This window comes from Aequorivita sinensis (assembly GCF_006346335.1).
GTDB lineage: Bacteria > Bacteroidota > Bacteroidia > Flavobacteriales > Flavobacteriaceae > Aequorivita > Aequorivita sinensis.
In genome coordinates, this window is record NZ_VDMC01000002.1 from 356,906 (window position 1) to 377,825 (window position 20,920).

General features: G+C 35.1%; 20 protein-coding genes and 1 other RNA gene. 7 read left to right on the forward strand and 14 right to left on the reverse strand.

What is annotated here, in order from left to right; all coding sequences use genetic code 11:
* Window positions 1–26 precede the first annotated feature (26 nt).
* The 5 genes from FHP04_RS04590 to FHP04_RS04610 all read right to left on the reverse strand — a co-directional run bounded on the left by FHP04_RS04590 (window position 27) and on the right by FHP04_RS04610 (window position 5,453).
* On the reverse strand, window positions 27–968 hold the full coding sequence (locus FHP04_RS04590; RefSeq protein WP_158319118.1) for a glycosyltransferase family 2 protein: 942 nt from the start codon (window positions 966–968) through the stop codon (window positions 27–29).
* Between the two features lie 126 nt (window positions 969–1,094).
* Entirely contained in the window at window positions 1,095–1,850 is a 756-nt protein-coding gene (tpiA, locus tag FHP04_RS04595; RefSeq protein WP_139854808.1) for a triose-phosphate isomerase, read from the reverse strand.
* 104 nt (window positions 1,851–1,954) lie between these two features.
* Window positions 1,955–3,031: an ABC transporter permease gene (locus tag FHP04_RS04600; RefSeq protein ID WP_139854809.1), complete on the reverse strand. Its 1,077-nt coding sequence runs from the start codon at window positions 3,029–3,031 to the stop codon at window positions 1,955–1,957.
* The gene (locus FHP04_RS04605) at window positions 3,031–4,746 is read right to left on the reverse strand and encodes a BT_3928 family protein (RefSeq protein WP_139854810.1); all 1,716 of its coding nucleotides are present in this window, start codon (window positions 4,744–4,746) and stop codon (window positions 3,031–3,033) included. Before FHP04_RS04605 ends, FHP04_RS04600 begins: the two co-directional genes overlap by 1 nt.
* Window positions 4,747–4,901: 155 nt before the next feature.
* Window positions 4,902–5,453, reverse strand: a complete 552-nt coding sequence (locus tag FHP04_RS04610; protein ID WP_139854811.1) for a DUF1599 domain-containing protein — start codon at window positions 5,451–5,453, stop codon at window positions 4,902–4,904.
* Window positions 5,454–5,561: 108 nt separating this feature from the next.
* Between FHP04_RS04610 and folP the strand changes: the two genes are divergently transcribed.
* Window positions 5,562–6,347 (forward strand): dihydropteroate synthase, encoded by a 786-nt coding sequence (folP, locus tag FHP04_RS04615; protein WP_139854812.1) that lies wholly within the window; start codon window positions 5,562–5,564, stop codon window positions 6,345–6,347.
* A 124-nt stretch (window positions 6,348–6,471) separates the two neighbouring features.
* Window positions 6,472–7,245, forward strand: a complete 774-nt coding sequence (gene cdaA / locus FHP04_RS04620) for a diadenylate cyclase CdaA (protein ID WP_139854813.1) — start codon at window positions 6,472–6,474, stop codon at window positions 7,243–7,245.
* Between the two features lie 22 nt (window positions 7,246–7,267).
* On the opposite strand, the gene rnpB is transcribed toward cdaA, so the two are convergent.
* Window positions 7,268–7,616: RNase P RNA component class A (rnpB, locus tag FHP04_RS04625), an RNA gene on the reverse strand.
* A 145-nt stretch (window positions 7,617–7,761) separates the two neighbouring features.
* On the opposite strand from rnpB, the gene FHP04_RS04630 reads away from it, so the two are divergent.
* The 5 genes from FHP04_RS04630 (at window position 7,762) to FHP04_RS04650 (ending at window position 13,520) form a co-directional block, all read left to right on the forward strand.
* Window positions 7,762–9,588: a DNA polymerase III subunit gamma/tau gene (locus tag FHP04_RS04630; RefSeq protein ID WP_139854814.1), complete on the forward strand. Its 1,827-nt coding sequence runs from the start codon at window positions 7,762–7,764 to the stop codon at window positions 9,586–9,588.
* Between the two features lie 127 nt (window positions 9,589–9,715).
* On the forward strand, window positions 9,716–10,297 hold the full coding sequence (gene miaE, locus FHP04_RS04635) for a tRNA-(ms[2]io[6]A)-hydroxylase (RefSeq protein WP_139854815.1): 582 nt from the start codon (window positions 9,716–9,718) through the stop codon (window positions 10,295–10,297).
* A gap of 21 nt (window positions 10,298–10,318) precedes the next feature.
* Entirely contained in the window at window positions 10,319–11,626 is a 1,308-nt protein-coding gene (locus tag FHP04_RS04640) for a chloride channel protein (protein WP_139854816.1), read from the forward strand.
* Window position 11,627: 1 nt separating this feature from the next.
* On the forward strand, window positions 11,628–12,233 hold the full coding sequence (locus FHP04_RS04645) for a class I SAM-dependent methyltransferase (protein ID WP_179951772.1): 606 nt from the start codon (window positions 11,628–11,630) through the stop codon (window positions 12,231–12,233).
* A 30-nt stretch (window positions 12,234–12,263) separates the two neighbouring features.
* On the forward strand, window positions 12,264–13,520 hold the full coding sequence (locus FHP04_RS04650; RefSeq protein WP_139854818.1) for a T9SS type A sorting domain-containing protein: 1,257 nt from the start codon (window positions 12,264–12,266) through the stop codon (window positions 13,518–13,520).
* A gap of 53 nt (window positions 13,521–13,573) precedes the next feature.
* Here the strand turns inward: FHP04_RS04650 and FHP04_RS04655 are convergent, their stop codons facing one another.
* The 8 genes from FHP04_RS04655 to pyrR form a co-directional block, all read right to left on the reverse strand.
* Complete coding sequence (locus FHP04_RS04655) at window positions 13,574–14,476, reverse strand: Ppx/GppA phosphatase family protein (RefSeq protein WP_139854819.1); 903 nt, start codon at window positions 14,474–14,476, stop codon at window positions 13,574–13,576.
* 1 nt (window position 14,477) lies between these two features.
* Complete coding sequence (gene ppk1, locus FHP04_RS04660; RefSeq protein WP_139854820.1) at window positions 14,478–16,574, reverse strand: polyphosphate kinase 1; 2,097 nt, start codon at window positions 16,572–16,574, stop codon at window positions 14,478–14,480.
* On the reverse strand, window positions 16,574–17,059 hold the full coding sequence (locus tag FHP04_RS04665) for a SixA phosphatase family protein (protein ID WP_139854821.1): 486 nt from the start codon (window positions 17,057–17,059) through the stop codon (window positions 16,574–16,576). Before FHP04_RS04665 ends, ppk1 begins: the two co-directional genes overlap by 1 nt.
* A 71-nt stretch (window positions 17,060–17,130) precedes the next feature.
* A complete protein-coding gene (gene pdxH, locus FHP04_RS04670; protein ID WP_139854822.1) occupies window positions 17,131–17,775 on the reverse strand; it encodes a pyridoxamine 5'-phosphate oxidase in 645 nt (214 codons plus the stop codon).
* A 145-nt stretch (window positions 17,776–17,920) separates the two neighbouring features.
* Complete coding sequence (locus tag FHP04_RS04675; protein ID WP_139854823.1) at window positions 17,921–18,826, reverse strand: ribonuclease Z; 906 nt, start codon at window positions 18,824–18,826, stop codon at window positions 17,921–17,923.
* Window positions 18,827–18,893: 67 nt separating this feature from the next.
* On the reverse strand, window positions 18,894–19,229 hold the full coding sequence (locus FHP04_RS04680; RefSeq protein ID WP_139854824.1) for a ribonuclease Z: 336 nt from the start codon (window positions 19,227–19,229) through the stop codon (window positions 18,894–18,896).
* Window positions 19,219–20,154, reverse strand: coding sequence for an aspartate carbamoyltransferase catalytic subunit (locus FHP04_RS04685; RefSeq protein WP_139854825.1), 936 nt, complete (start codon window positions 20,152–20,154; stop codon window positions 19,219–19,221). Before FHP04_RS04685 ends, FHP04_RS04680 begins: the two co-directional genes overlap by 11 nt.
* A gap of 130 nt (window positions 20,155–20,284) precedes the next feature.
* Window positions 20,285–20,824: a bifunctional pyr operon transcriptional regulator/uracil phosphoribosyltransferase PyrR gene (pyrR, locus tag FHP04_RS04690; RefSeq protein WP_139854826.1), complete on the reverse strand. Its 540-nt coding sequence runs from the start codon at window positions 20,822–20,824 to the stop codon at window positions 20,285–20,287.
* Window positions 20,825–20,920: the final 96 nt, after the last annotated feature.

Below are 20,920 nucleotides of genomic sequence, written 5' to 3' on the forward strand. Positions count from 1 at the left end.
TGTTACACCTACAGTAAAAGTGAAAACTATTTAATTGTTTTAATTATAATACTTGGTTTTTTTAAAACTTTAAAAAATCCTACTTTTAAAAATGAATAATTTATAATCTTAATTCTTAATTTAACAAGTCTTAAGGTCTCTGAGTAGAATTTATGTTTTAGACATCGTTTTATATACAGATTTATATAATTGAATAAATATTTTCTAATTTCAAAATCTTTAAAAGTATCTGTAATTGGTTTTTTAGCATATAAATCAACAATTTTAGAAATTGCAATTACTTTATTTACAAGTTTAAATTCTGTTATTTTACTTCTCTTACCGTCTGCTTCGTTTCTATATAAGTAAAGTACTTGATTAATTATCTCTAGCCTTGGACTCGAAATTAACAATCGAGAAAAAAATTCCCATTCTTGGCTTATTTTTAACTCTACGTCAAATAAGGGCTTATTATCTAAGTATTGTTTATTGAATAAAGGTCCATTAGTTCCAAAGACTAAATTTCCTTTTATATGTTCCAAAAGTGCAACATCAGTTTCATAAAGTTTCCACTTTTTCACATATGTTAGATTCTTCTCATCAATTATCTCAGCTCCTTCACATACAACAAAATCTACATTGTACTCAGAAATCACTTTTACTTTTATTTCCAGTTTTTCAGGCAACATCAAATCATCACTATCAAACCACTGAATATACTCCCCCTTACTCACCTCAAATCCATAATTCCGAGCCGCATTCCCTCCAGGCAATCTATCTTTTGGTCTATGGTGATATTGAAAACGAGTATCCTTGGCCTTATATACTGTCATCACCTCATCTGTATTATCCGTACTCCCATCATCCACCACAATACACTCCCAGTTTTGGTAGGTTTGTGCTAATACCGAGTCTAGCGTTTCACCAATAAGGTGCGCGCGATTATAGGTTGGAATAATAATAGAAACTAAGGGACTGGAACTTGGCAAGGTATAAAGCTGTTTATTATCAAAAATAAGAAAAAGGTTAAGCTAAGCAACAAAATAAAAGCCTCAAATTCTAAAACATCTGTTTTAAAACTTGAGGCATAAATTTTAAACTAAATTCGAAGGCGGTTATCCCTCAAATGCATTAACAATATCCATAAAGCTATCTACTTTTAAAGCTGCACCTCCAATTAGTCCGCCATCAACATCGGCTTGAGAGAAAATTTCAACAGCATTGTTAGGTTTTACACTACCTCCATATAAAATTGAAACTTTATCTGCGATATGTTTTGAGTACTTTTCCGCTATAGTTTCTCTAATAAACTTATGTATTTCTTGTGCTTGCTCTGGACTAGCAGTTTCTCCTGTACCAATAGCCCAAACTGGTTCGTAGGCTATAATAATATTCTCCCAAGCTCCACTAGAAACATGGAAGAGTCCTTCTGTAAGTTGATTTTTTACTAGATTAAAATGATTTCCGCTTTTTCTATCTTCAAGCTCCTCTCCTATACAGAAAATTACAGTCATTTCATTTTTTAAAGCTGTATTTACTTTTTCTGCTAGCAACTGGCTATCTTCATTAAAATAAGCACGACGCTCACTATGACCTAATATAACAGTGCTTACTCCAACGCTTTTAAGCATTTTTGCCGACACCTCACCTGTAAAAGCACCTTCTTCACTTTGATGCATATTTTGAGCAGCAATCGATACAGGATGTTCGCGCATAGAAGTAAATGCGTGACTTAAATTGGTAAAAGGAGGGGCTATCATTACCACTACATCTTCTGGAAAAACTTGTTTTTTAAGATCTACTAAAAATGTTTCAGTCTGTGCTAAATCATTATTCATTTTCCAATTCCCAGCTACTATTTTCTTTCTCATTATCGTATATGTTTGGTATTTTGTATTTTCTTTTGGTAAAACTATTTTTTAAGTTTAATTCAAATTTCTAAATTCATAATTCTGCATTCATAATTCATAATTATCTACTGTCTACTAATTTTCGGGTCTAGCCAGCCGTAAATTATATCTACAAAAATATTGATTATTATAAACAATGTCGCAATTACTAATACTGCGCCCATTATTACGGGTAAATCTAAGGTGTTTAAAGCGTTTACAATTTCTTTTCCTAATCCGTTCCAGCCAAAGATGTATTCCACGAAAACAGCTCCTGCGAGCATAGAAGCAAACCAACCAGAAATAGCCGTAACTACCGGGTTTAGTGAGTTTTTTAAAGCGTGGCGTTTAATGATTTGATAAAACGAAAGTCCTTTAGCTTTTGCAGTGCGTATGTAGTCTTGATTTAAAACTTCCAACAAGGAATTTCGCATTAACTGACTAACAACTGCAAGTGGACGAATACCTAATACTACGGCAGGTAAAATCAAATTTTTCCACTGAATGTATTTACCATTACCAAAATCGTCAACTTCATACAGGCTTCCTGTCATATTTAAGTTTGTGTATTCGTGTAGCAGAAATCCGAAAATCCAAGCGAATATAATCGCACTAAAAAACGAAGGGACACTCATTCCTAAAGTGCTTACCAATTGAATCATCTTATCGATAAATCCATCCTTGAACAACACTGAAATAATTCCCAAAAGCACTCCGATAAAAATTGCAATTACAATGGCTGAAACTGCAAGTATAAAGGTGTTTGGGAGGGTTTCAGCAATTACCTGACTTACTTCTTTTCCATTTTTTTGAAAAGATTCGCGTAAATAAGGCGTTTTAACTACAACACTTGTATTTCCTACGTTGAACAAATGAGTAGCATTGTACTTTCCTTTTTTTAGAAATGTATAATCATCAGGATTATTACTGTGAAATGAAACGGGTGATAAATCGTTTAAATACCGTACATATTGAACAGAAACAGGTTGATCGAAACCGTATTTCTTTTTAACGATTGCAACTTGTTCGGCGGTTTCATTTTGACCCAACATCATTCTTGCTGGATCACCAGGAAGTATTGTGAAAAGTAGGAAAATAACAGTAACAACCCCAAAAAGTGTCAATACTGCATAACCCAACTTTTGAAGAATATACTTTACCACTAACCTTGATTTATTTGGTCCATCGTTTTAACCTCGTAGATAAAGTCGTCTCCAAAAAGAATTTTTGCATACTCTTCTATCGTCTCTGTAAAACCAGCTTCTTTTCTTCGTTCATTAACAGTTTCAGGCTTTTCGATAGGCCAAATAAAAGAACCTCTTGCATCGTCATAGCTCATTCCCTGCGTACCGTAAACTTGTGGTTTCCCTTCTAGCATTAAATACCTGTCTTCCATCATAGCTGCAGCGGTCTTTGGAATTTCACCTGCATCAGCTGCTTTTTTTACAAGTGGCAAATAATTTGGAATTTTATCAGGATTATGCTGAAGTACATTCCAAGCTACTAAACTAGACTCCTCTCCCACTACTGATTTTCCTGGATATCCTTTTTCAATAAAATATTTCTCTACAAAAATCATATTAACGCTATCCAAAACCTTTTGCATTTCTGAAAGATCGCCGCTGTATTCAGCTTCAGTCAATCCCATACTTTCACCAAGTTGCTTTCTTTCTTCCAAAGATCTAGTTTGCATTAGGCGTCTGTATTTTTGATCTAAGTTTCCTATGCTATCAAGTCGCTGTTTTAATGATAAATCCAATTTAGGTTTTGAATTTTCAACTACAGGTAACTCTAGCTTATGAGCGTCATTCCAATGAAGTTTTTGCTTTATCGTTCCCTTATCCAATTCTAAGATTCCTGGATTACTTCTTACAATAGTCTTTAAAGTAGTTTCATCGCAGAAATAAAACTTGAAGTTTAGTTTGTAAGTATCCGTTAGGCTTTCAGTCATTTCTTGTGAAGAAGCAGATAGTCCAATTACATTATAACCGTTTTTAATAGCTCTATCTGTAATTTCTTTTACAGAAATATAACCGTCTTTTTCAGTGTTTGTCAAGCTATAAGCTACAATTACAATAAGATTTTCTTCATTTAAGAACTGATCGGTAAAGTCTTCGCCATTTCTTTCCATAGTAAAGTCGTGAATTGGCGGTACATAACCTTCCTGAATCATTTTAGTTTCAGTATTCACTAATTCTCCATCAACCTGTGGGTATTCCCCGTTTGTAACGATAGTTTTTTCTTCACCATTAATATTAAAAGTCCATTTATATTCATAAATAGGACCTGGAGCACCTTCTGGAACAGTCATTCCATCCTTAATATTTGCACCAATTTTATAAGGTCTGAAGTCAATAATGGGAAGGTGTTGTAATACGTGATAAGTAATGGCCATACACCCTACAAAAGTTGCGAAAATGATGATGCTACGCGTGCCTTCAGCAAAAAATGGTTTGATGTATTTACGCCCTATAAAAAGAATTATAATTAGAACTAAAAGAATAATGTCTTTGTAAAACGATTCCCAAGGAGTTAAAGGAATTGCATCTCCAAAACATCCACAATCTGTTACTTTGTTGAAATAAGCCGAATAAAAGGTAAGAAAAGTGAAAAACACTATCATTAGCATTAATGCCCATAGCGTAAACTTTTTTAAATACCCTAAGAGAAGCGCTACACCTACTAGCACCTCAAAAATCACAACGAAAATTGCAATTAGTAATGAATAAGGCACCAAAAACCCAAGGTCTAAAACGTCTGGGGCAAAGTAGTCTTGTAGTTTAAAAGCAAACCCAATAGGATCGTTAAGTTTCACCAAGCCGCTTATAATAAACAAGGCTCCAACCAATACTCTAGATATTCCAACTAATATTTTCATTTACTTTATTTTAATTAAATTAACTTTAGATATATATATAAAATTTGTTTTCTTAATTAATATCATTATATCTTAAACAAATAAAATCCAAAATTTTAAGCACCAAATTCCAAAACTAAATTATTTTAAAATTTTTGCTCTCTTCTCTCTATTCTCTACCCTCTACTCTCATTTTCATTTAAATGAATTAGCGCAAAAATTGCATAATTTATCATATCCTGATAATTCGCATCAATCCCTTCCGATACTAAAGTTTTCCCGCTATTGTTTTCAATTTGTTTTACGCGAAGTAATTTTTGAAGAATCAAATCAGTTAACGAACTCACTCTCATATCACGCCAAGCTTCGCCATAATCGTGATTTTTGTCCATCATCAGTTGTTTGGTTTCGGCAATGTGTTTGTCGTAAAGTTTTACAGCCTCATCTACTAATAAATCAGGTTGATCTACAACACCTTTTTCAAGTTGGATAAGCGCCATAATCGAGTAATTTACAATTCCGATAAACTCACTCGTTTGACCTTCGGCAATTTTTTGTTCTTTATTTTCTTGTAATCCGCGAATGCGTTGTGCTTTAATAAAAATTTGATCGGTAAGTGAAGGAAGTCGAAGAATTCGCCATGCACTTCCGTAGTCGTGCATTTTATTGATAAACAGCTCCCTACATTTTTCTACTTGTTCGCTGTATTGTTTTGATGTCTTTGCCATTCGTAAATTGTAAGATTTTGCGTAAATTTCGGGTAAATAAATCAATTTAGAAAATTGCAGACCCTTAATTGCCGCGGCAAACTCATAGACCTTAGCATCCCAAAAGTCATGGGAATTATAAACGTTACTACCGATTCGTTTTATGACGGTGGAAAAACGACTACTGAAAACGATATCCTAAGTCAAGCCGAAAAAATGCTTTTGGATGACGCAACATTTTTAGACATAGGCGGTTACAGTACCCGACCTGGTGCAAATGAAGTTACAGAAGCTGAAGAAATTAAAAGAGTTACCGAGGCAATAAACCTTATTCTTAAGAAGTTTCCTGAAGCATTAATTTCAGTGGATACTTTCCGAAGTGAAGTAGCAAAAAAAGCTGTTGAAGCAGGAGCCGCAATAGTAAACGACGTTTCTGGTGGAACTTTAGATTCAGAAATGTACTCTATTGTAGGAAAATTAAAAGTGCCTTATATTTTAATGCATATGCGGGGTACTCCTAAAACAATGAGTTCACTTACCGATTATGAAAATGTAACTATTGAAGTTATAAAAGACCTTGCGTCAAAAATTGCCTTAGCTCGTGCAGAAGGCATAAACGATGTGATTTCCGACCCTGGATTTGGTTTTGCAAAAACACGAGAGCAAAATTTTGAAGTTTTAAACAACCTTGAACTTTTCCAAAACCTCGAAATTCCACTTTTATCGGGAGTTTCTAGAAAATCTTTTATTTACAAAACGCTAGACACCACTCCAGAACATGCCTTGAACGGGACTACTTTTGTAAATACCGTTTCACTTATGAAAGGAGCATCTATTTTAAGAGTTCACGATGTGAAAGAAGCTGTGGAATGTGTAAAGCTTTGGTGTGCAATTAATGGAGTTGAACATTACTGATAATTAGACAAAATTATCCAGGTTTTCTGTAATGAAGTATTATAAATTTTCTAACTTTCAAAATGTACTTAAGACTGAAACATAAAATCAATTTTTAAAGTACTTTTACAAAAAATACAGCCCTTTGGATTTTCTGGATATTCGAATTTTAGACATTGTAGATATAGTACTGGTTGCAGTGCTATTATACTATATCTATAACCTAGTGAAAGGCACTGTTGCCATCAATATTTTGGTGGGTATAATTATAATTTATACCATCTATGTTGTAACTCAACTTTTAGAAATGGAGTTACTCAGCCAAATATTAGGAGGATTTTTAGGTGTTGGGATGTTCGCCTTGGTAGTTGTTTTCCAACCTGAAATTAGGAAGTTCCTTTTAATGCTTGGCTCTACAAATTTTAAAGCCCGCCGGAAGTTTTTCCAACGATTTAATTTTTCTTCTGCCGATTCTGGTCCTTTTATAGACATCGATGCTATTGTAAAAGCTTGTAAAAAAATGGCAACCACCAATACGGGGGCTTTAATTGTAATTCAGCGTAACAATAGTTTAGATTTTGTAAAAAACACCGGAGACAAAATGAATGTTGAAGTTAATCAGCCTATTATAGAAAGTATTTTTTACAAAAATAGCCCCTTACACGACGGCGCTATGATAATTGAAGAAAACAGGATTACGGCAACACGTGTAATTTTACCAGTTTCCAACGACCGTACTATACCTTTGCGATTTGGATTGCGACATCGTGCAGCTGTGGGTATTACCGAAAAAACAGACGCTGTTTGCCTAGTTGTTTCGGAGGAAAACGGCCAAATTTCTTATCTAAAAGACGGTGACTTCGTGCTTTACGAAAACACTGATGATTTGAAAAAACTTCTGAAAAAAGATTTAAGCTAAAAAGCAAAATCTAAGTATAAAATAAAAAAGCAGGCCTATAAGCCGGGTTCTGTTACTACTTCGATTAAATCAAAATAGCACCTTATCATTTATCTAGACGTTTCGTTACCGAAACGCTCAATCTGTCTACCCTCCTGCATCGGGCGGGTACCCTTATCCGAAAACGGAACGCAGGTTTACGTGACATTTCACCGCATAGAGTTTACCTGGTTTCACTACAGCATTATCTGTACATACTTTCTGTTGCACTTGTCCTAAAATTCTTACTCGCGCAAGAATAGTGACGGCTGTTAGCCGCTATGCCTCCCTGTGGTGCCCGGACTTTCCTCCCTCCCGATTAAAATCGGGACGACGATAAGGCGGCCTGCTGCGCAAAAGTACTCCAATGTTAATAAATATGAGAAAATACGAGCATCTATTTTTTTAAAACCCGATACACATCTTTATATTTGCTACCAAGTCATAATTTACAATTCAGAAATTTAATACTGAATTTTGAAAACGACTATACTAACTATGGAACACTTCATTGTATCAGCCCGAAAATACCGCCCTGCAACTTTTAAAGATGTAGTTGGGCAACAGGCCATTACCAATACTTTGGATAACGCCATAGAAAACAACCACCTAGCACAAGCATTACTTTTTACGGGACCAAGAGGTGTTGGTAAAACTACTTGTGCGCGTATTCTTGCCAAGAAGATTAACCAAGACGGCACAGAAAAAGAAGATGAAGATTTCGCTTTCAATATTTTTGAATTGGATGCAGCTTCAAATAACTCGGTTGATGATATTCGTAATCTAATAGACCAAGTACGCATTCCACCACAAGTTGGAAAATACAAGGTTTATATTATAGATGAGGTTCATATGCTGTCTTCAGCAGCTTTTAACGCGTTTTTAAAAACTCTTGAAGAGCCGCCAAAGCACGCTATATTTATACTTGCTACTACCGAAAAACACAAGATAATTCCTACCATTCTCTCTCGTTGTCAGATTTTCGATTTCAGAAGAATTGGGGTGAACGATATTAAAGGTCACTTAGCCGATGTAGCCAAAGCTGAAGGAATAGACGCAGAAGATGATGCCCTTCACATTATTGCTCAAAAAGCAGATGGTGCACTACGTGACGCACTGTCAATTTTTGATAGGGTAGTAAGTTTTGCAGGAAAAAACCTAACGCGTGAAGCTGTAACCGAAAACTTAAATGTTCTTGATTATACGTGGTATTTTCAAATCACCGATTTGCTATTGCAAAATAACATTCCACAAGTTTTAGTTACTTATAATGATATTCTCGCAAAAGGGTTTGACGGTCACCATTTTGTAATGGGGCTTGCATCTCACTTTAGAGACTTGATGGTTTGTAAAAATCAAGAAACAATACAACTCCTTGAAGTTGGAGAACAAGTAAAGGAAATGTACCTAGAGCAGTCTAAGAAAACAAGCGCTCAATTTTTGATGGATGCTATAGAAATCGCTAATACCTGCGATTTAAAGTATAAAAACAGTCAAAATCAGCGACTCCTTGTTGAACTCTGCCTAATGCAACTTGCTTCCTTGACTTTTCAGGGCGAAAAAAAAAACTCTAGTAGCGGGCAACGCTTCGTAATAGCTCCCTCCTATTTTAAATCGGAAGAATTTACTTCAAAGAGAATAACTTCTGCTGGAAGTATTACCCCTAAGCCGTTTAGGAAAATTGAAACTGTCAATACAATTCAACAGGAAGTTGCATCTTCTCAAGCTGAAAAAAGTCAACCTAACGTTCAGGAACCTACTTCAAATATTTCTTCTGTAAATGTAAAGGCTGAAACTACAACTAAAGGAGAGGCAGCCACAACTCAAGAAGTAGCACAGCCTAGTATAGCAACTAAACGAAATGAAAGAAAAGTTTCTGCATTATCGTTAAAAAGCATTCAGAAGAAACAAGAGTTAAAACAGGAATTAGAAGCCAATCAACCTAAAGAGGAAGATCTCCCGGTGAATAATTTTACCGAAGAAGAGATGCTTAAGTATTGGAATAAATACACCAAAAAAGTGGAAAAAGACGGGAAATTTAACCTGCTTTCTCACTTAACAATGGGTACCCCAAAATTGGAGGGAGCGATAATTCATCTTGAATTTCCAAATCATACCATAAAAACTGAAGTTGAACGCGCTAAATACGATTTACTTGGGTATTTGCGTGAAAAACTTCAAAATTATGAGGTAGATTTAGATATTACAGTAAACGAAACCACTGAAAAGCGTTATGTTTACTCAACACGAGAGAAATTCGAGAAAATGAAGGAAATGAATCCTGCTTTAGAAAGACTTAGACAGGAGTTTGATTTAGATATATAACTAGAGTAAATTCAAAAAACAATTAGGTAGCTATTTAATACATTAGCGATAGATTTTAATTGACACCATTCTTTATACTTGGACAATTAAAATCTTAATACCATAAACTTGAAACGATTAAGATAATATGTTAGGCTTAAAACTTCCCACAGACCCTCGCTGGGTAAATATTGTTGAAAAGAACATAGAAGACATTCTTTCAGATCACGCTTGGTGCGAACAAAAGGCAGCATCTACAGCTGTTTCTTTAATTGTGAGTTTCCCTGAATACACAGAGCTTACAAAAGAGATGATTGCTTTGGTAAAGGAAGAAATCAGCCATTTTAAAATGGTTCACGATAAAATTTTAGAAAGAGGCTGGGTTTTAGGTAGAGATAGAAAAGATGATTATGTTGTTCAGATACTAAAGTTTTTCCCAAAAGGCGGGAGCCGCACCACACAACTCGTTCATAGACTATTGTATGCTGCACTTATTGAAGCTAGAAGCTGCGAACGTTTTAGATTATTAAGTGAAGAGCTTGAAGACAAAGAACTGGCCGAATTTTACAGAAAACTAATGGTTAGTGAAGCAAATCACTATACAATGTTTCTTGGTTTTGCACGTCAATACGGTGATAGAAAAGAGGTTGATCAAAAATGGAACGATCTTCTTACCTATGAAGCTGAGGTAATGAAAGACTTGGGAAAGCATCAATCCATTCACGGATAAATAACTTAGACCCCCTTCCCAATGAAAATCGAAAGAAGAAGGAAATTAATTAAATACAGAGATGTTTTAGACCAACCTATTCGATTTAATCCCTTTGTGTTTAGTAGAATGTTTATTCTCTGGGCTTTATTAGGGCTTATTGGAGGCGTTATTTCTGGGGTCTATTGGGTGGTTTTAATGTATCTAACCGACTTTTTAGCAGTATATCAAGGATGGCTTGTAATTCCTGTTATGGCTATTTGTGGGCTTCTTGCAGGGTTAATTATCTACTTTATTGGCGACCCTGGCGAAATGGAACTTATGGTTAATAACATTCGTTTCAAAAAAGGAAAGTTAGACCCTAAAAACAATCCTTCAATGATATTATCATCGCTGCTGTGTGTAGCCTCGGGAGGAAGTTTGGGCCCAGAAGCACCTTTGGTACAGGTTACAGGTTCCACAGGATCTTGGATGGGAAAAATTTTCAGATTAAAAGGTGAAGAGCTGCGCTCCTTAAGCATTGCAGGGATGGCATCGGGATTTACTGCCTTATTTGGCGCTCCCCTTGGAGGTAGCCTCTTTTCTTTAGAAATACTCCACCACAAACACGCCGTAGAATATTACCAAGCAATAATACCAGCACTTGTTGCCAGTGGATTTAGTTATATCATTTTTGCTATAATCGTGCAATTAGGATGGGGACCAATGTGGAATCTACCTGCCTACGAAATGGAAACTTTTTTCGATTTTGGATGGGCTGTCTTATTTGCAATTATGGCAACTATAGTGGGGTGGATGTTTATTTTTTGTACTAAGTTTTTTAAAACTCTTTTCAAAAAATTAAGATCTCCTATTTACATTAAAACCTTAATCGGAGGTATTCTTTTAGGGGTAATTGCTTATTATATTCCGCTTACTAGATATTTCAGCCACTTTGAAATCAATGAATTACTTGAAGAAAATGGTACGTTACAATTTCTTGGAGCAGTTCTTATTTTTAAAATTGTAGCTATTTCTATTACAGTAACTTCAGGATGGCGTGGAGGTTTTATTATTCCTTTGTTTTTCTGCGGTACAGCTTTAGGGTTACTAATTCACAGCATTTTCCCTTCCATAAGCCTTTCGTTAACTATTGTAAGTTGTATGGCTGCTATAAACTCTTGTGTAACTCGCACCCCAATGAGTACAACTATTCTACTCGCTACATTAACAGGGTTCACATATTTTATTCCAATACTTTTTGCGAGTTTAACCGGCTATTTTCTAGCGCCTCGTATTCCTTTTATTGGAGCTCAAATGGAAGAGAAAGAAAAGAGAGCTATTAAAATAAAAAAGCATAACAATAAATAATATGAATAAAAAAAACCATTGGGAGACAGTTTACGAAACTAAAACTCCAGAGCAAGTAAGTTGGACACAAGAGGTTCCTAAAACTTCATTAGATTTTATTCAATCGCTAGAATTAAAAAAAACTGCAAAAATTATAGACGTTGGTGGCGGTGATAGCAACTTGGTAGATCATCTACTTAAAGCTGGTTTTGAAAATATTACTGTTTTAGACATCTCAGAAAAAGCACTCAATAAAGCGAAAAAAAGACTCGGTGATAAGGCAGAGAAAGTAACTTGGATTGTAAGTGATATCACAGAGTTTGAGCCAGAAACTACTTACGACCTTTGGCACGACAGAGCAGCTTTTCACTTTTTAACCAATGCTGAACATATTGAAAAGTACAAGCAAACGATTAAAGAATCGGTAAATAGCTATTTAATAATTGCAACTTTTTCAGAAAATGGACCTTTAAAATGTAGTGGACTTGAGATTACTCAATACAGCGAGGAGAAATTAAGCTCGGAATTTGCTGAAGATTTTGAAAAAATTAGCTGTCTAAACGAAGACCACAAAACTCCCTTCGACACACTTCAGAATTTTACATTTTGTAGTTTTAAAAAACGATAGCTTAAGCCAACAGCCACTTAAAGATACGAGATGAAAAAGGTCCTTCTATTTATAGCTCTTGTTTTAGCAACTTTGGCTGTAAATAGTCAGACTTCTAAAAAAGTATTATTTATTGGGAATAGCTATACAGCTGCTAATAATCTGCCGCTTATGGTAAGCGAAATGGCCAATAGCACCGGGGATATTCTAATTTACGATTCCAATACTCCGGGTGGATTTCGTTTTATGGATCACGCATCTAATAGTACCACTCTTACCAAAATAAGTTCAAATAACTGGGATTACGTTGCCCTTCAAGGACAAAGTCAAGAAACTTCTTTGAGTCAGTCGCAGATGGAAACAGAAGTATTTCCCTATGTAGAACAATTAGTCAATGCCATAAGAACAAACAACGAATGTTCACAACCGCTGTTTTATATGACCTGGGGGCGTAAAGATGGAGATGCTCAAAATTGCGCTATAAGACCTTGGGTATGTACATACGAAGATATGGACGACTTAATTAGAGCTACTTATATATACTTAGCTGAAACCAACCAATCTGAGTTAGCTCCTGCAGGGGCTGTATGGCGATATCTTAGAGAAAACCACCCCAATATTCTACTGTACTCCAGTGATGGCTCACATCCGTCCTTAGCAGGCTCATATGCTGTTGCGTGTGCTTTTTATGCGATGATTTATAAAAAAGACCCAACTTTTATTTCTTGGAATTCTAGCTTAGATGAAAATCAAGCTAATACCATTAAAGCCGCGGCTAAGACAATTGTTTTTGATGAAATCGCTAATTGGGATTTTACAGAAAACCCCGTAGCAGATTTTACGGAAGAAATAATCGGAAGTGAAGTATCATTTACTAATACTAGCAGTAATTTCCATTCAATCTATTGGAGTTTTGGCGATGGATACAATTCCACCGAAACTAATCCAGTTCACACATATACTGAAAGTGGAGTTTATAATGTTTCACAAACCGTTACTTATTGTGGTAAATCGGATACCAAAACAAAAACTATAGAGATTTCAATATTAAACATCGATAGGTTTAAAAAGGAACAAATATCTATTTATCCGAATCCAGCCACAGATAAACTATTTGTTAATCTCGATAAAAACTATCAGGAAATTGATGTTTCAATTTTTGATGTTTCAGGAAAAATTTTATTCAACAGAAAATTAAAAAACAAAAGTAGTTTAACGCTTAACCTTAGCGACTTAGATAGCTCTACTTATATCTTTAATTTAACAACAGAAAGTTCTAAATTTGTAAGAAAACTAATAGTTAAATAGTGTAAATATTATTTCCCATTGTCAAATTTCCACGATGAGCTTTAAGCTTAATCCTAATTTTCTGCAGCAATTTTTTCGTTGTAAAGACTTTTCACTATACCGTCACTAAGTCCTATTTTAGGCACATACATACTCTTAGCTTTACTCCATTTCATGGCAGATAAATAGATTTTTGTAGCAGGAATTACCACGTCGGCACGATCTGGATTCATATCTAATTCTGTAATACGCTCCTCGTAGGTAAGAGATTTTAATGTTTTATAATATGAAGATAGGTAAATATAGCTAAGTGGCTTCCCAAGCTTTTTGCCACTCTTTTTAAAGATAGTATTGATGTTTCCTCCACTACCAATCATTAAAATCTTTTTATAATCTTTGGTCTCTTGTTTAATCCAAGCCTCCATTTGCTTCCAAACATCTTCAACTACGAGGTTTTCTAACAACCGAACTGTTCCTATTTTAAAACTTTGCGAAGTAACCGTTTTTCCATTGGCAAAAATAGTTAGCTCTGTACTCCCTCCTCCAACATCTACGTAAAGGAAAACTTTATCGTCTTCAATTAGTGTTTTTAAATCTGTAGAAGCGATAATTGCAGCCTCATCATTACCGTCAATAATGTCGATTACAATTCCGCTTTTCTCTTTAATCGTTTCAACTATTTCAGAGCCATTGGAAGCTTCACGCATCGCTGAAGTAGCACACGCTCTATAACGTTTTATTCCGTGCGTTTTCATCAACAGACTAAATGCCTTCATTGCATCTAGCATTCTTACGGCATTTTTATCAGAAATCTTTCCATCAACAAAAACTTCCGCACCTAAACGAATAGGCACGCGAACCAATGATGTTTTTTTAAATATCGTATCTTTTCCCTTCTGCTCAATTACAGTAACTACCAGCAAACGTATAGCGTTACTACCAATATCTACTGCTCCGTATTTTTCTATGTTTAACAAATTAATTTACTTCAAGTTTGTTTAAATAATAATTGTACATTTTGAATTGAGAACGAACTGGAGGCTTGTTGTTTCTTCTATAAGCATTGTCATTTTTCACGCTAAACACTCTAGCTTTAACATTATCACTCCACCCAATTTCAAAATTTTCTAAAATTTCATTTTTAATGTCAGGGTCGTATATCGGACAACTCACTTCTACCCTGTTATCTAAGTTTCTTCCCATTAAATCAGCAGAAGAAATATACACCTTAGTATCTCCGGCATTTTCAAAAATAAACAATCGCGGGTGTTCTAAATATTTACCAACAATACTTATTGCTTCAATATTTTCACTCATTCCTTTCACACCTGGAATCAAGCAGCAAATACCACGAACAATCATTTTAATTTTAACTCCTGCTCTGCTCGCTTCGTAAAGCTTGTCTATCATGGCATAGTCCGACAGACTGTTGAGCTTTAATTTAATCCCGCTAGGTAAGCCTGCTTTTTTATTTTTAATTTCAGTATCGATTAAATTATATAAAGCTTTTCGAGTGTAATGCGGCGACACGATAAGATGTCTATATTTTTTTACCTGATAATTGACTTCAAAAAAGTCGAAAACCTTATTTATCTCTTTGCATATCTTTTGATTGGCAGTAAACAAAGTATAATCGGTATAAAGTTTTGCTGTAGATTCATTGAAGTTTCCTGTACTCAAGATACCATAACGAACTGTTTTGTTGTTCTCTAGTCTTTCTACCAAACAAGTTTTACAATGCACCTTTAGACCTTTTACTCCAAAAATCAACTTGATATTTTCACTTTGAAGTAATTCAGCGTATTTAATATTTGCTTCTTCATCAAATCTCGCTTGCAGCTCTATTTGTACTGTTACGTCTTTCCCATTTTTCTTAGCATTTATAAGCGAACTAGCAATATGCGAAACTTCTGCTAAGCGGTAAATTGTGATTTTAATAGATTTCACTTTTGGATCCAACGCAGCTTCACGTAAAAACTTAATTACATACATAAATGTTTGATACGGAGCATGAAGAAGATAATCTTTTTCAGCAATTCTATCGAACAAACTACCTTGTAAGCTCAGTCCTGGTATTGGAAGCGGTTCTGTTTTTTCGTATTGAAGATCGGGCCTTCCCAATCTAGGGAAATTCATATAGTCTCGTCTGTTGTGATAACGCCCTCCAGGAATAATACTGTCGGTTTTATCAATTCCCATTTTATCTAGTAGAAACTGTAAGGACTTTTTATCAATACTTTTATCGTACACAAAGCGAACTGGATCCCCAGCACTTCTATTTTTTACACTTTTTGAGATTTTTTCAATAAAACTGCGACTTAAATCGCTATCTATATCCAACTCAGCATCACGGGTAATTTTAATCATATGAGCCGAAATTGTCTCATATTTAAAAATATTGAAAATGTTGTTTAAACAATGACGAATTAAATCGTCTAGAATAATAACATATTGATTATCTCCTTCCTTTGGAAGCTCAACAAAACGATTAATAGTTCGTGGAATTTCAATTAAAGCATAGTTGTGTTTAGCCTCAAAAGTATCATCCTCCTTGCTCATCACCATTGTTACAGCTAAGTATGCAGCATCATCACGAAGATTGGGGAATTCATCAACTTCACCAATCATAATAGTCATCATCGCCGGGCTAACGTATCTCACAAAGTATTCTGAAATAAACTTACTTTGCGAAGGTGATATTTCGGTCTCGTTAATAATAAATATATTCTCTTTTCTAAGTTTCGTTTGAATTTTACTTAGAATCTCGAGACTTTGAGCCTGCTGATCGATTACCGTTTGCGTAATCACCTCCAAAAGCTCCTTGGCTGAATACCCTCCAAGAAAGCTTTTCCCTGTCTTACCAGCTTCTACAATACGTTTTATAGTAGCATACCGAACCTTAAAGAACTCATCTAAGTTATTAGAAAATATACCTAAAAATCGAAGTCTTTCAATTAAAGGTAACTTTTCATCATTTGCCTCTTGCAACACTCGAGCATTAAACTGAAGCCAGCTTAACTCTCTATTGTAATATTGATTACGATTAGTTTTATTAGTATCTGTTTTTCCTGTCATTACTTAAGATCTCGTGGAAATATTGTTTTAATTGTTTTACCTCTGGTAATGTCTTTCCATTTTTTTTCATCAAACTGCAACATTACAAAACCACAAGTTGGAACATTTTCTATGTATTTATCACCTAACATATTTACTATAGATGTTAAGGCGTGATTATGCCCCACTAACATCATAATGTCTAAATTATCATCGAACGACTTAATAATTCGCATAACACTCTGACCGCTAAAATCGTAAAGACTATGATTGGTTTCAAAATTTGCATCATCAATATTGAAAGCGTCTTTAAAAAATTGAGCCGTTGAGAGTGTACGAGTAGCGTCACTGCTAACAATTTTTTGAGGAGGCTTAACTTCTTTCGCAACTTTTTCTGAAACTAGTTTTCCATCGCGTTTACCACGCCCTTTTAAAGGACGCTTATGGTCTTGTAAATCGTGTTTCCAGGATGATTTTGCGTGTCTTACTATGTAAAGTGTTTTCATTGCGTTTTATTAATTCTAGGTTTTGGATGGCAATCAGAATATCGCTGGCCTCCTTAATTCTATTCCCTCATTTAAGGAGCTAACCTCTCAATCACCCAATCGTTGTCTTTTAATCTATATCGAATTCTGTCGTGCAGCCTATTCGGTCTACCTTGCCAGAATTCTATCGATATTGGCTTTACTAATATTCCTCCCCAATTATCTGGTTTTGGAACTTCTTCTGTTTCATATTTCTTTTCGAGTTCTGCCAAATTTTTCTCTAAAACTTCTCGAGATTCCACTACTTCACTTTGATGTGAAACAACTGCTCCTAGCTGACTTCCCTTTGGTCTAGAATGAAAATAATTTGTTGAATCTGCTTCTGAAGTTTTCTCAGCAGTTCCTTTAATTATAATTTGTCGTTCCATATTTGGCCAAAAGAAAGACAAGGAAACCTTGTTGTTATTTGCAATAGCCCTACCCTTTTCACTTTCGTAATTAGTGTAAAAGTAAAAGCCGTATTCGTCGTATTTTTTCAGTAAAACTACTCTTCCTTTTGGGAAACCATCGGTTCCAATAGTATTTACCGTCATTGCATTAACTTCATCTACACCACCACTGTTCTGCACCTCATAAAACCATTTACGGAATTGTTGCATCGGGTTTTCATCTACCGAATTTTCGGATAGCTCGCCCTTTTCATAAGATTTTCGGTAGTCGTGAAGCTTTTCGGCCATTTCTCAAGTTTTAACGCAAGTTAAGAGTTTTAAATATTCTTTGAAATAGCAGTTTATTAAATATGTATTAAATATTTTCCAGTAGAAAAGATTCAAAAGTGAATTTAAACGAAAGGTTAAAGCCTAACTAGTAAGAAAAAGTAAATTAAAACTGAAAGGATTTTCCATCTTCAGCTAATTCTACATTATCAAATACCTCTTGAGCCTCCTTACGGAAAAGTTCAAGCTTCCCATAACGGCCTGAATAATGACCGAGAATTAATGTCCCAACGTTTGCTTTTCGCGCAATAACAGCAGCCTCCTTAGCGGTGCTGTGCTTGGTTTTTTCAGCAAGATGATAGTGTTCATCCAGAAAGGTTGATTCGTGATACAAAAAAGTTGCTCCTTCAATTTGAGGAACCATTTCTGGATTATATTCTGTATCACTACAATAGGCATACGATTTTGGTGCAGGTGGATCGAAGGTAATGTCTTTGTTTGATATCAACTTACCATCTCTATTCTCCACGTCGAAACCTTGTTTGATTTTGTTGTAATAACTTAAATCGATATTCAGTTCTCGAGCAGCATCCACATTTAACTTTCGGTCTTCCAGTTTTTCTTTGAAAAGGAATCCATTGGTATACACTCTATGTTTTAATGGAATTGTTTCCACCGTAACTTTATCATCTTCATAAATTAACTGTGGCGTAGTCTCTTCTAGTTCGTGGAAGTACAAAGGGTAATTTGTATATGCTTTCCCCAACTTAAGAAGCAATAATATAGACTGTTTTATGCCTTTGGGGCCGTAAATATGTAATTCAGCTTCTCTTCCTAATAGTAAAAAAGTTGAAATTAGTCCTGGTAAGCCAAAAAAGTGATCGCCGTGTAGGTGTGATATAAAAATATGACGAATACGCGAAAATTTAACCCTATATTTTCTTAATTGCATCTGGGTTCCCTCCCCACAGTCAATTAAAAACAAATGCCCCTTAATCTCCAAAATCTGCGCTGTTGGGTGCGTAGAAGCAGTTGGAGTTGCTGAATGGCATCCTAGGATAGTTAATTTCAAAATTGGATTTTTAAAAAATTATTGTTTCTCGTATCAGAAGCTTTACGAGTAATCAGCTCAGTTTAGACTAGAAACCGAGGTCGCGCTCAATCTCTTCCATTTCAACGATATCCTCAGCTTCCTGAAGTGTTGGCACTACAACTAATTCGTAAGGAACTTCATCTATATCAATGGCATCGTTTACAATAACAAAGGAATAGTTTGTTTTGCGATGAAGGTTTGATGTTTTTAAGAATTGTAATAATTCTGGCAAGGATAAAGAGTCATACTTCAATAAGTTCAAAACCACATTCTGACCCTTGTACTTTGAAGGAACTTGACTCTCAATAAATGAGGCAAAATCTATTATATCATCCTTCTCATCTTCAAGGACAACAAAATTTGGATGATTCTCAATCTTCATTATGTTTAATTTTTGAGGCTAATAAATAAATTACAGCCATACGGATGGCTACTCCATTTTCTACTTGACCTAATATAATAGATTGCTTGCTATCTGCAACATCACTTGTGATTTCCACACCGCGATTAATTGGCCCTGGGTGCATTACTACAATTTCCTTATTTAAAGAATCGAGCATCGCTTTATTAAGTCCGAATTGTTGTGAGTATTCTCGAGCTGTTGGGAAATAACTAATATCCATACGCTCGTTTTGAACACGAAGCATATTTGCTACATCACACCACTCTAACGCTTTACGCAAATTAGTTTCCACCTCTACGTTTAATTTTTCTATATATTTAGGGATAAGTGTTTTAGGACCACACACCTTAACCTTTGCTCCAAGCTTTTGAAGTGTAAAAATATTCGACAATGCAACTCTAGAATGAAGAATATCACCTACAATAACTACCTTTTTTCCTGCAACATCACCTAACTTTTCACGAATAGAGTAGCTATCTAATAGGGCTTGAGTTGGATGCTCGTGTGCTCCATCTCCTGCATTAATAATGCTAGCATTAACGTGCTTAGATAAGAATATTCCTGCTCCTGGATTTGGATGACGCATTACCACCATATCAACTTTCATAGAAAGAATATTGTTTACGGTATCAATAAGCGTTTCTCCTTTGGCAACAGAAGAACTCGAAGATGCAAAATTTATAACATCTGCAGAAAGTCTTTTTTCAGCAAGCTCAAACGAAAGTTTCGTACGCGTACTATTTTCGAAAAAGAGGTTGGCAATGGTAATGTCTCGAAGCGATGGCACTTTTTTAATAGGTCGGTTAATAACCTCTTTAAAATGATCGGCCGTCTCGAAGATGAGTTGAATATCGGCTTCGGTTATATATTTTATTCCCAGTAAGTGATTTACACTTAGTTCCATTGTTTGGTTTTCGGTTATCTGTTATCGATTATCTATTGGCACTTGTCTTTTCTACACTAGTCACTTACCATTCTCCTCTCTCTACTCTCTTCTATGTTCTATGTTCTCTACTCTTTGCTCTCTCTCCCCCTTAACTCTTAACTAAATAAACAGCGTCTTCGCCTTCATTTTCTTTCCAGCACACTTTTACTTTTTCCCCATTAATCGCATCTACTTGTCTTCCTCTATAATCGGGTTGAATTGGTAAATGACGGCTAAAACGGCGATCTATAAGTGTTAGTAATTCAATTTCTAATGGCCTTCCAAAAGATTGCACTGCGGTTAATGCAGAACGAATACTTCTTCCAGTAAAAAGCACATCGTCTATAAATACAACGTTTTTATCTTCAACTATAAAATTAATTTTGGTTTTATTTGCTTCTAACGGCTTACCACTTCTTCGGAAATCATCTCTAAAGAAGGTGATGTCTAGATAACCAAGTTGAATGTTTTTTATTTTATATTCAGTTTCCAACAAGGTTTTAAGTCTTTCAGCTAAAAAGACTCCTCTAGGTTGTATTCCGATAAGTACTGTTTTGGAAAAATCGTCGTGCTTTTCAATCAATTGGCAAGCCAAACGGTTAAGCGCAATATTAATCTCGGTTGCGTTTAGTAACACTTTTTGGCTCATAGGAAAGTCTGAATTAGATTCAGCAAACAAAAATACAGAATTATTTATTTAAAACTAAAGAATTTATTTTCGTTTAAAACCAATAAATCGTAAACT

Excerpts from the sequence above, each read along its gene's own strand:
- miaE (WP_139854815.1), top strand. The coding sequence starts at position 9,716 with ATGTTAGGCTTAAAACTTCCCACAGACCCTCGCTGGGTAAATATTGTT.
- FHP04_RS04645 (WP_179951772.1), top strand. The coding sequence starts at position 11,628 with ATGAATAAAAAAAACCATTGGGAGACAGTTTACGAAACTAAAACTCCA.
- FHP04_RS04665 (WP_139854821.1), bottom strand. The coding sequence starts at position 17,059 with ATGAAAACACTTTACATAGTAAGACACGCAAAATCATCCTGGAAACAC.
- FHP04_RS04650 (WP_139854818.1), top strand. The coding sequence starts at position 12,264 with ATGAAAAAGGTCCTTCTATTTATAGCTCTTGTTTTAGCAACTTTGGCT.
- FHP04_RS04605 (WP_139854810.1), bottom strand. The coding sequence starts at position 4,746 with ATGAAAATATTAGTTGGAATATCTAGAGTATTGGTTGGAGCCTTGTTT.
- ppk1 (WP_139854820.1), bottom strand. The coding sequence starts at position 16,574 with ATGACAGGAAAAACAGATACTAATAAAACTAATCGTAATCAATATTAC.
- pyrR (WP_139854826.1), bottom strand. The coding sequence starts at position 20,824 with ATGAGCCAAAAAGTGTTACTAAACGCAACCGAGATTAATATTGCGCTT.
- FHP04_RS04610 (WP_139854811.1), bottom strand. The coding sequence starts at position 5,453 with ATGGCAAAGACATCAAAACAATACAGCGAACAAGTAGAAAAATGTAGG.
- pdxH (WP_139854822.1), bottom strand. The coding sequence starts at position 17,775 with ATGGCCGAAAAGCTTCACGACTACCGAAAATCTTATGAAAAGGGCGAG.
- FHP04_RS04680 (WP_139854824.1), bottom strand. The coding sequence starts at position 19,229 with ATGAAGATTGAGAATCATCCAAATTTTGTTGTCCTTGAAGATGAGAAG.
- tpiA (WP_139854808.1), bottom strand. The coding sequence starts at position 1,850 with ATGAGAAAGAAAATAGTAGCTGGGAATTGGAAAATGAATAATGATTTA.
- FHP04_RS04630 (WP_139854814.1), top strand. The coding sequence starts at position 7,762 with ATGGAACACTTCATTGTATCAGCCCGAAAATACCGCCCTGCAACTTTT.
- folP (WP_139854812.1), top strand. The coding sequence starts at position 5,562 with ATGGGAATTATAAACGTTACTACCGATTCGTTTTATGACGGTGGAAAA.
- FHP04_RS04685 (WP_139854825.1), bottom strand. The coding sequence starts at position 20,154 with ATGGAACTAAGTGTAAATCACTTACTGGGAATAAAATATATAACCGAA.
- FHP04_RS04640 (WP_139854816.1), top strand. The coding sequence starts at position 10,319 with ATGAAAATCGAAAGAAGAAGGAAATTAATTAAATACAGAGATGTTTTA.